The organism is Actinomadura sp. 6K520 (assembly GCF_004349245.1).
In the GTDB taxonomy this organism is placed as follows: domain Bacteria; phylum Actinomycetota; class Actinomycetes; order Streptosporangiales; family Streptosporangiaceae; genus Spirillospora.
Window position 1 is genome coordinate 1 of record NZ_SMLC01000232.1, and the last position, 9,229, is coordinate 9,229.

Genomic DNA, 9,229 nt, shown 5'->3' on the forward strand with positions numbered 1-9,229 from the left:
CCTCCTAGGGACCCCCGCCCCTCCAGGGGCCCCACCGCTGCCATGACACGCGCAAGCGCCGGTGACCCTGGCGGGTCACCGGCGCTTCGGCGATGGGTGAGAACGCTCGTCTTCGGAGGGTCGGTGAGATTCCCGCACTGGGTGGTGCGGGACCTCGCACCCGTCGCCCTAGGGGAGTGGGGGGCTCAGTCGTCGACTTCCGCGATGCCCTTGCAGTGCGCGTGGGCGAGGCCGATGACGGCGACGGCGTTGCCGCAGACGTTGGCGGCCGCGGAGATCGGCACGATCACCTGGTTGCCGGTGAGGAGCCCGATGTTGCCGGCGCTGGTGTTGTGGGAGCCGTCGCCCCCGTGCCCGCCGTAGGTGGCGGCCTGGGCGGGGGCGGCGGCCAGGGCCGAGGCGGCGACGGCGAAACCGAGGATGCCGGTCGCGGCAAGCTTCTTGATCACGAGAGTCCTCCCGTACGTGGGCCGAAAGGCCCGATCTGACAGTTGTCGACGCCGCCCGTGCGGACGGCATCGCGTACGGTAGTTATTCAGTTACTCTCAGGTAGATCAATGCGTTACGTAAGGGTGAGGGCAAGAAGTCATCATGGAGTGATCTGGTCGTTACACAGTGTTGTCGCTTTGACCGCTTTTCGCCAGCCCTGTCTCGTAGGCGAACACGACCGCCTGCACCCGGTCACGCAGGTTCAGCTTCATGAGGATCCGTCCCATGTGCGTCTTCACGGTCGCCTCCGAGACGAACAGCCGCTCCGCGATCTCCGCGTTCGACATCCCGCGCGCGACGAGCCGGAGCACCTCCCCCTCCCGGTCGGTCAGGCTCTCCAGCGCCCCGACCGCCTTCTGCTCCGCGTCCGGCAGATGGACCGCGAACCGGTCGAGCAGCCGCCTGGTCGTGCTCGGGGCCACCACCGCGTCCCCCGAGTGCACCGCCTTGATCGCCTCGATCAGCTGGGCCGGGCCCGCGTCCTTCAGCATGAACCCGCCCGCCCCGGCCTTGATCGCCGCAAACGCGTACTCGTCCAGGTCGAACGTTGTCAGGATGACGACCTTCGGCCCGGACTGCGCCACCACCCGGCGGGTCGCCTCGATCCCGTCCATGCGCGGCATCCGCACGTCCATGAGGACGACGTCCGCCCACGTGCTCCGCAGCAGCTCCAGCGCCTGCACCCCGTCGCCTGCCTCGCCGACGACCTCGATGTCGGGCTGCGCGTCCAGGACCATCCTGAACCCGGCCCGCACCAGCTCCTGGTCGTCGACCAGCACCACCCGGATGGGCGCCGCCACGTCCTCAGCCTCCGTCATGCACACTCCCGTCGAATGACGCCGCGTCGCTCACGAGGCGGCCACCTCCTCGCGGACCGGAATCCGCGCGAGCACCGCGAACCCGCCGCCCGGACGCGGCGCCGCGTAGACGGAACCGCCGTACACGGCGACGCGCTCCCGCATGCCGGCGATGCCGTGGCCCCGCCCGTCGTCCAGGGCGGCCGCGCCTCGCCCGTCGTCGTCCACCCGGATCTCCAGGGCGTCGCCGGAGTACCGGAGCCGTACCGACACCGCCGCACGCGGACCTCCGTGCTTGAGCGTATTGGTCAGCGCCTCCTGGACGATCCGGTAAACGGTGAGCTGCCGCCCCTCCGACATGGGCGCCGGCGTCCCGTCGACCTCGAACGCCACCGCCAGCCCCGACGCGCGGACGTGCTCGACCAGGTCCTCCAGCTCCGCCACCCCCGGCTGCGGCGCGAACGCCCCGGCGTCGTCGTTCTCGCGCAGGACGCCGAGCAGCCGCCGCATCTCCGCCAGCGCCAGCCGTCCCGTCGAGGAGATCGTGTCGAGCGCCTGCCTGGCCCGTCCGACATCGGTGTCGATCGCGTAGGACGCCCCGTCCGCCTGCACCACGATCACGCTGACGTTGTGCGCCACCACGTCGTGCAGCTCGCGGGCGATACGCGCCCGTTCAGCGGCCATGGCCATCTTGACCTCGTTGTCGCGTTCGCGCTCCAGGCGTTCGGCGCGTTCCTCCACCGAACGCAGGTAGGCGCGGCGCGTCCGCATGTGCAGGCCGAGAAGCCACACGCCCGCCACCACCACCGTGAGCATGGCGAACACGTACTTCCGGTCGTCGGCGCTGTTCGGGTACCGGACGGTCACCAGCAGCGCGCCCAGCTCACCGACCAGCGCCGCCGCGAACCCCCACCGGAACGAATTGCCGGCCGTGACGGTGTAGAGCCCCATCAGGACGGCGATGTTCGCCTGCACGGGCTCCACGCCGACCAGGCACTGGACGCCCGAGACGAGCGCGACCGTGGCGAAGACCGCGCGGGGGAACGTCCGGCGCAGGACGAGAGGTGCGAGCAGCCCGAACGTCAGCAGCGCGACCCCGGGCGCGCCGATCCCGTAATGGCCGCCCACCATCGACGGCAGGGAAAGGACCAGCAGCGGCAACGCGAAGAACGCATCGACCAGCGGCTTCTTACGCCGCAGCCAGTCCCACGCGCTCGCCACCATGCGGACCAGGGTACGGACGCCGCCCGGCCCCGGAAATCAACCGCAGGTCTGACCCCGCCTCCACCGGAGGGACACCGTGAAGCCTCGGCCGCAAAGGCGTAGCGGACGGGGTCGCTCACGGTAACGTCGCAGTCGTGGCGGCGTTGGTTTCCGAATGGCTGACATGGCGCACCGCTATGGAACGGGCGCTGTACGGGGAGAGCGGTTTCTACCGTCGCGGGGAACGTCCCGCCGAGCACTTCCGCACCTCGGTGCACGCCTCACCGCGCTTCGCCGCGGCCATCGCCCGCCTGCTGGTCGAGGTCGACGTCCTGCTCGGCCACCCCGACCGGCTGGACGTCGTCGACATCGGCGCCGGGTCGGGGCACCTGGTTAGCAACATCCTGGCCTGCGCGCCTCCCGACCTGGCGGCGCGGCTCGCCCCGACGGCCGTGGAGATCGCACCGCGTCCGGCCGAGATCTCGCCGCGGATCGCCTGGCGTCCGGACCTGCCCGACCGCATCACCGGTCTCGCCGTGGCGAACGAGTGGCTCGACAACATTCCGCTGGACGTCGTCGAGCGGACACCGGACGGCGTCCGGACCGTCCTGGTCGACCCCTCCACCGGCAGCGAACGGCCGGGGCCCGTCCCCTCCGCCGAGGACCGCGCGTGGCTGGAGCGCTGGTGGCCGCTCCGCGAGCCCGGCGACCGCGCCGAGATCGGGCATCCCCGCTGCGCCGCCTGGGCCTCGGTGATCAGACGGCTTTCCCGGGGCCTCGCGCTCGCCGTCGACTACTCGCATTCCCGGGAGTCGCGTCCCGTGTACGGAACCCTGACCGGCTACCGCGACGGGGCGACCGTCCCCGCCGTCCCGGACGGCTCCTGCGACGTCACCGCCCATGTCGCGCTCGACGCCTGCACGACCGCCGGCGAACGCGCCGGCGCCACGTCCACCCTCCTGACGACCCAGCGCGACGCCCTGCGCGCCCTCGGCCTCACCGGAACCCGCCCACCCCTGGACCTGGCCCACCGTGACCCCCGCGCCTACGTCGCGGCCCTCTGCCACGCGGGCGAAGACGCCGAACTGACCGACCCGGCCGGCCTGGGCGGCTTCGGCTGGCTAGCCCAAACCACCGACATCCCGATCCCATCCCCACTGACCCCATAGCCCCACCCGGTCAGCACTCCACATGGAGAGACCGCAGACCACGTAGGACATAGCCGGGCTTCCACTTCGGTTCGGTGACCAGGCGCAGGCCGGGGGCCTGCCGGAGGAGCGCACCGAAGGACTCGGCGAGCTCGATGCGGGCCAATGGGGCGCCCAGGCAGTAGTGGATACCGAGTCCGAAGGTGATGTGCGGGTTCGGGTCGCGGGACAGGTCGAACCTGTTCGGGTCGGCGAAGACCTCGGGGTCGCGGTTGGCGGACGCGAATTGCAGCGCGACCTCGGCGCCACGGGGAATTTCCACGCCGGCGACCGTGACGTCCTCCAGAACCCAGCGTTCGAACATGGGCGCCGGAGTGTCGTAGCGCAGCAGTTCCTCAACGGCCGTGGGGATGAGCGACGGGTCGGCGCGGAGACGCTCCAGCTCGCCGGGATTGCGGAACAGCGACCACCAGCCGTTGCCGGTCGCGTTGACCGTGGCCTCATGGCCGGCGTTGAGCAGGAGGACGCAGGTTCCGATCAGCTCGTCCTCGGTGAGCCGGTCACCCTCGTCCATGACCTGGGTGAGCGCGGTGATGAGGTCGTCGCGCGGCTCGTCCCGCCGGGTGCGTGCCAGGCCACGCAGGTAGTCGGAGAACTCCACGGCGGCGCGGACGGCCGTCCGCTGCGCCTCCAGCGGCGGGTTCAGCTCGTACATCCCGCAGATGTCGGCCGACCACGGACGCAGGAGATGCCGGTCTTCCACGGGAACGCCGAGCATTTCCGCGATGACGTTGACCGGCAGCGGCTCGGCGACCTCGGCCAGCAGGTCGCCGCCGCCCCGGGCCGCGAGTTCCCCGGCCAGCTCCCCGGCGAGCCGCCTGATCGTCGGGCGCAGGCCCTCCACCATGCGGGCGGTGAACGCCTTGGAGACCAGGCGCCGCAGCCGCGTGTGCGTGGGCGGCTCGACGTCCAGCATTCCGGCGCGGATCAGGTCCCAGAACGGCTTGAGGAAGTCGGCCTCCGGGTCGCGCCCGAACTCCTCATGGGTCGCGACGTGGAGATACGACCGTCCGAGCCGCCGGTCCCGCAGCAGCGCGTCGACGTCCGCGTACCGGCTGATCACCCACTGGTCGGTGGCCTCGTGGTAGAAGACCGGACGCTCGGCACGCAGCCGCTCGAACACCGGATACGGATCCGCCACGAACTCGGGGGACCAGGGGTCATACGCCAGCTCACTCATGATCTGACGATATTCGCCTTGCGGGCCGGTCCGAAGCAGCGGGAAGACGGACGGGCGCCGGCCGCCGACACCAACGGCTCGGTTGCTCCCACAACTCGGCCGACCCAATCCACGACGACCGACGCCCTGCTCATGCCCGACCCATCACCCTCGCCCACCCGCCACACCGTGGTCGCCACCGAACACCCGTCCGGCGGGCCGGCCCCGCATCGGCTCCGAGCACGGCTCGTGCGACCCGACCCACGCCGGCCACCGGCCCGCTCTCATCCGGATCATCGTGGGTACCTCCCGCACGGTTTGGCGCGGTGCTGGTTGCGGGCCGGGTTCCTGTCGGGGCTGCCTCTGGCCGGCCGGTGGCGCTTCCCGGGGGGCGGCATAGGTCCGTCTGCCGGGGGCCGCGCCATCCTCATTCGAAGCCGAAGGTCGGAGGTAGGGCCCTGGGTTGGAAGAGCCGGGCCGGGACCGCGTCCGCCAAGGCTTTGTAGCCTGCCGGGTTCAGGTGCAGGTGATCGCCGGTGTCGAGGGCCGGGCGCAGGCGCCGCGGGTCGGCCGGGTCGCGTGCGGCGCGGTCGAAGTCGATGACCGCGTCGAAGCGACGGCTGGTGCGGATCCAGTCGTTGACGGTCTGGCGGGCCTCCTCGCGGTGTCCGTTCTCGTCGTCGTACATCGTGTTGCCTCCGAACGGCGTGAGCGTCGCTCCGTATACGCGGATGCCCTGCGCGCGGGCGCGGACGATGATCTGTTCGTAGGCCGCGATCAGCCTGTCGGCGACCTCCTTCTGTGCCGCCGGGGTGGCCTCGGCGGTGCCGATGTCGTTGACGCCCTCGAAGACGACCAGCCATCTGACGCCGCTCTGGGCCAGCACATCCCGGTCCAGCCGCGCGAGGACGTTGGGCCCCAGCCCGTCGTTGAGGACCCGGTTGCCGCCGGCCGCCTGGTTGACGATCGCGATATCGGACGTGGCCGGGTGGGACTGCAGACGGTCCAGCAGTTGGTCAGGCCAGCGGTCGTTCCCGTTGGTCGTCGAGCCCCGCCCGTCGGTGAGCGAGTCGCCCAGCGTGACGGCCGCCGCGGTCGACGGCTCGGCCCACGTTTCGACGCCGCTGAGGAAGTACCAGTGGTCGGTCCCGGTCGCCCCCGGCAGATCGGTGGCTTCGACGTGGTCTCCGGACAACAGGTAGGACGTGGTCCTCGACCCGGGGTGAGAGGTGATGTCGGTGGACGCCTGCCCTTCCGCGAGGTAGAGCGTCACGGTGAGGATGGACCGGGGCGCCACCGGGAAATTCAGCGGGTCGGTGACCATCTGCGCGCCCACCGGGATGACGGCCGACGGCTTGCCGTTGAAGGTCACCGGACGGGACGTACCGGGCTGGATCGCGTCGACGCCCGCGTGCCCGCCGTCCGGCAGCGCCACCGAGACCCTGGTGACGGGCAGGTCCGCGCCGCCGAACGCGTTGGAGAACCGGAGCCGGATGTTGCGTCCGCCGACCGCCACGCGGATGGTCTGGCGCAGCGTGGCGTCCTTGAGCACCACGTCGTCCTGTGTGAACGGCGGGGGCGGCATGTTGTGGGGCTCGGTCAGTTGCGGCATCGAAACCCACGTGTCGACCCAGTGGCCATGGATCTTCGGTGCCGCTCTGCCCTCGGCCGCGCGGGGCGTCCCCTCCGCGCCCGGGGCGGAGAGCGAGAACGATGCCAGGACGAGGGCCGCCACGAGCACCGCGAGGACGGCCGGGCGGCCGCGCATGGGCGTTTCGTACCCCCTGACGGCGGGTGCGCCCGCCTCAGGCGTACGCCGGCGGATCCGGAGGGACGGCGGCAGTAAGGATGTTCTTGGAAGGGAGCGTCGCACCACAGGTCTCCGATCGACTCCGCGTACGAGAGAGAGGGTTCGAAACTTTTCGAAGTTTTTCGAATTCTCGAAGAACGTACGTCGCCACAATCAGTCCGTCAAGCAATCGACTCCCCTCCATGTGCACTGCCTGCTTTCGAAGTCCGAGTATGCGGCTACGTAAGGCTGGGCGGGTGTTCAGACCTACAGAGCGACCCATTGACCATGTGTACGGATCGGGCGTACCGTACCGATCAATCCTCCGAGATATTTTCGAAATATTTCGGATAGCGAGATGGGCCGTTCAATGTCTTCAGCCGCCCCAGCGACGCACCTCGACCTGCCCGAGCATGCCGATCCGCGGCCCCGCCATGCATGGTGATCGCCCCAGGGGGTACGTCGCGCTCACCTTCGATGACGGGCCGACACCGGAGACGTTGCCCACCCTGCTGGACAGGCTGCTGGCCGCCGGCGCCGGGGCCACCTTCTTCAACCGGGGCGACCATGCCGAAGCCCGCCCCGACCTGGTGCGCGCCCAGCAGCAGGCCCGGATGTGGATCGGCAACCACACCGCGACGCATCCTCACCTCCCCGACATCTCGGGACGCGCCGCCTTCACGGAGATCCTCCACGCCCAGCAGACCCTGCACCGGATCACCGGCGAGTGGCCCTCGCTCTTCCGGCCGCCCTATGGCGAGACGAACGACCAGGTCAGAGCCGGCCAAGCGCGCCTGAACGTCCTCGAAGTGCTCTGGACGGTCGATTCCCGAGACTGGGCCGGAGCGACCACGGACGAAATCGTGGCCGCCGCCCGTACGCTCCGCCCCGGCGGCATCTTCCTGATGCACGACTGGGCGCAGGCGTCCGTCGACGCCGTTCCGCAGATCATCAGCGAGCTGCGCGATCGCGGGCTCCAGCCCGGCAAGATCACCTTCAGCCCACGCCGGATTCCCTTCGGCGACACCCCCTTCCACGCGACCGCGGTCGCCCCTTGAGCCCCGCGCCCGGCGCTTTCCCGCCGTGACGTCGCGGAGCCGGCCCGCTCCCCCCGCCATGAGCGGGCCGACCGGATTCCATGCTCGGGGCTCCCGGCGGCGCCGGGAAGAGGAACGCGAGGTTGTGGATAAGTCCTCAGCGCGCCCAGCGGGTCGGATCCCCGCCGCCTGACCGGCGGGCGGCCAGGGCCCGGCGGGCGGTCGATTCGACGATCGCGCGGGCCTCGCCCAGTTCCCGGTCGCCGGCGGCGACCTGGACGGGCCCCGGGGGCGCGTCCACGTGGACGGTCGCGAGACCGAGGATGCGCTGGAACGGGTTCACCGTGAGCCGGACGGACTGCGCCCGCGCGTGGGCGATCACGTCCGTGCGGCGGCAGGGCCAGCCGTGCCGGGCCATGAAGACCACGTCGTCGGTTCCGGCGCCGTCCGCGCGGTCGATCGCCACCCCCTTGGAGGACGCAGGGATGACGGAGACGGCATCGATGTTCGTTCCAGGGAACACCTGGGAGACCAGATGCATGGCGACGTGCCGGGGCGCGACGGGCAGGAGCGTGGAGGACAACGCCTGGCGCTCACCCGCGTACCCCGCGACGGTGACCTCGACCCGGGCCCAGCCGAGACTGCGCCAGATCGCCGGTTCGATGATGCTGACCGCTTGGACGCGTCCTGGAGGAAGCGTCTGCATCCGTGTTTCCAGGAGGCCGTAGCGGAGGCGGATCCCGTCCGGCGACATCGCGACCGTGAAGTTGGCGTACATCACCAGAGGCGCGATCACCGCCCGGATGAGCCCGAGCATGACCGGAATGGAGACGGCCAGAATGCCGCCCTCCGCGTACATGACCAGGAACAGGAGGGACGCGAAGAAGAGCAGGGTCGTGCCTAGGACGGGAAGCCGCAGGACCAGGGACGCCAGCAACGTGCCGAAGGAGACACGCCATACGTGCCGCTCGGGGGCCTCGGGCGTCTGTCCGGGAAGGCCGGCGGCGAGGGCGAGAAGTTCGGCGCGCAACTGCTGGGCGGAGTGCCGTCCGAGGTAGCGGAGCGAGATCTCGCTCCGCTCCCCGCCGGCCAGTTCGACCCGCACCTCGGCCAGCGCGAACACTCGTGTCACCAGGGGACGAACGAGGTCGATGGCCTGGATGCGTGAAAGCGGGATCCGGCGCTTGTTCTTACGCAGCAGGCCCGTCTCGACGACGAGGTCGTCACCGTCGACACGGAAGCGCAGGGCGAGCCACGTCCAGAGCCCGGTCCCGACAGCGATCAACCCCATGGGGACGGTCACGACGAGGAACCTGGCGACCACCTCCGGGGTGAGCGCCAGGACGATGCCGTCTTCCGTTTGGGTCAGCAGCAATGGGAAGCCGAGCAGGACGAAGTAGATGATGAGGAAGATGAACGCGCGCAGCGGCACCGTCGCCCAGTGGAGCCTGTGCGTACCCTCCGAGAACCGGACCGGCGGCCGGTAGACAGGTGGCGGGCCGTGACCGTACGGAGGGCGAGGCGGCCCGTAAGGGGGGCCGGGGCTG

General features: G+C 70.5%; 8 protein-coding genes. 2 read left to right on the plus strand and 6 right to left on the minus strand.

Annotated features, from left to right (window positions below; genetic code table 11):
• Positions 1-185 precede the first annotated feature (185 nt).
• The 3 genes from E1289_RS33955 to E1289_RS33965 all read right to left on the minus strand — a co-directional run bounded on the left by E1289_RS33955 (position 186) and on the right by E1289_RS33965 (position 2,510).
• A complete protein-coding gene (locus E1289_RS33955; protein WP_165970721.1) occupies positions 186-449 on the minus strand; it encodes a chaplin in 264 nt (87 codons plus the stop codon).
• Between the two features lie 159 nt (positions 450-608).
• Positions 609-1,307 carry a response regulator transcription factor gene (locus tag E1289_RS33960; RefSeq protein ID WP_131987654.1) on the minus strand — a complete coding sequence of 233 codons (699 nt, stop codon included), beginning with the start codon at positions 1,305-1,307 and terminating at the stop codon, positions 609-611.
• A gap of 30 nt (positions 1,308-1,337) precedes the next feature.
• A complete protein-coding gene (locus E1289_RS33965; RefSeq protein ID WP_131987656.1) occupies positions 1,338-2,510 on the minus strand; it encodes a histidine kinase in 1,173 nt (390 codons plus the stop codon).
• A 134-nt stretch (positions 2,511-2,644) separates the two neighbouring features.
• On the opposite strand from E1289_RS33965, the gene E1289_RS33970 reads away from it, so the two are divergent.
• Positions 2,645-3,658, plus strand: coding sequence for an SAM-dependent methyltransferase (locus tag E1289_RS33970; protein ID WP_347813609.1), 1,014 nt, complete (start codon positions 2,645-2,647; stop codon positions 3,656-3,658).
• Between the two features lie 10 nt (positions 3,659-3,668).
• Here the strand turns inward: E1289_RS33970 and E1289_RS33975 are convergent, their stop codons facing one another.
• Positions 3,669-4,877, minus strand: a complete 1,209-nt coding sequence (locus E1289_RS33975; RefSeq protein ID WP_131987667.1) for a cytochrome P450 — start codon at positions 4,875-4,877, stop codon at positions 3,669-3,671.
• 406 nt (positions 4,878-5,283) lie between these two features.
• Positions 5,284-6,624 (minus strand): SGNH/GDSL hydrolase family protein, encoded by a 1,341-nt coding sequence (locus tag E1289_RS33980; RefSeq protein WP_131987669.1) that lies wholly within the window; start codon positions 6,622-6,624, stop codon positions 5,284-5,286.
• 455 nt (positions 6,625-7,079) lie between these two features.
• On the opposite strand from E1289_RS33980, the gene E1289_RS33985 reads away from it, so the two are divergent.
• A complete protein-coding gene (locus tag E1289_RS33985) occupies positions 7,080-7,703 on the plus strand; it encodes a polysaccharide deacetylase family protein (RefSeq protein ID WP_131987671.1) in 624 nt (207 codons plus the stop codon).
• Positions 7,704-7,839: 136 nt separating this feature from the next.
• On the opposite strand, the gene E1289_RS33990 is transcribed toward E1289_RS33985, so the two are convergent.
• Positions 7,840-9,229: PH domain-containing protein (locus E1289_RS33990; RefSeq protein WP_347813610.1), on the minus strand; the 1,390-nt coding region annotated here is incomplete at its 5' end.

Bases quoted from the DNA above. Each gene is read 5' to 3' on its own strand.
- E1289_RS33980 (WP_131987669.1), bottom strand. From the start codon at position 6,624: ATGCGCGGCCGCCCGGCCGTCCTCGCGGTGCTCGTGGCGGCCCTCGTC.
- E1289_RS33960 (WP_131987654.1), bottom strand. From the start codon at position 1,307: ATGACGGAGGCTGAGGACGTGGCGGCGCCCATCCGGGTGGTGCTGGTC.
- E1289_RS33965 (WP_131987656.1), bottom strand. From the start codon at position 2,510: ATGGTGGCGAGCGCGTGGGACTGGCTGCGGCGTAAGAAGCCGCTGGTC.
- E1289_RS33985 (WP_131987671.1), top strand. From the start codon at position 7,080: ATGCATGGTGATCGCCCCAGGGGGTACGTCGCGCTCACCTTCGATGAC.
- E1289_RS33975 (WP_131987667.1), bottom strand. From the start codon at position 4,877: ATGAGTGAGCTGGCGTATGACCCCTGGTCCCCCGAGTTCGTGGCGGAT.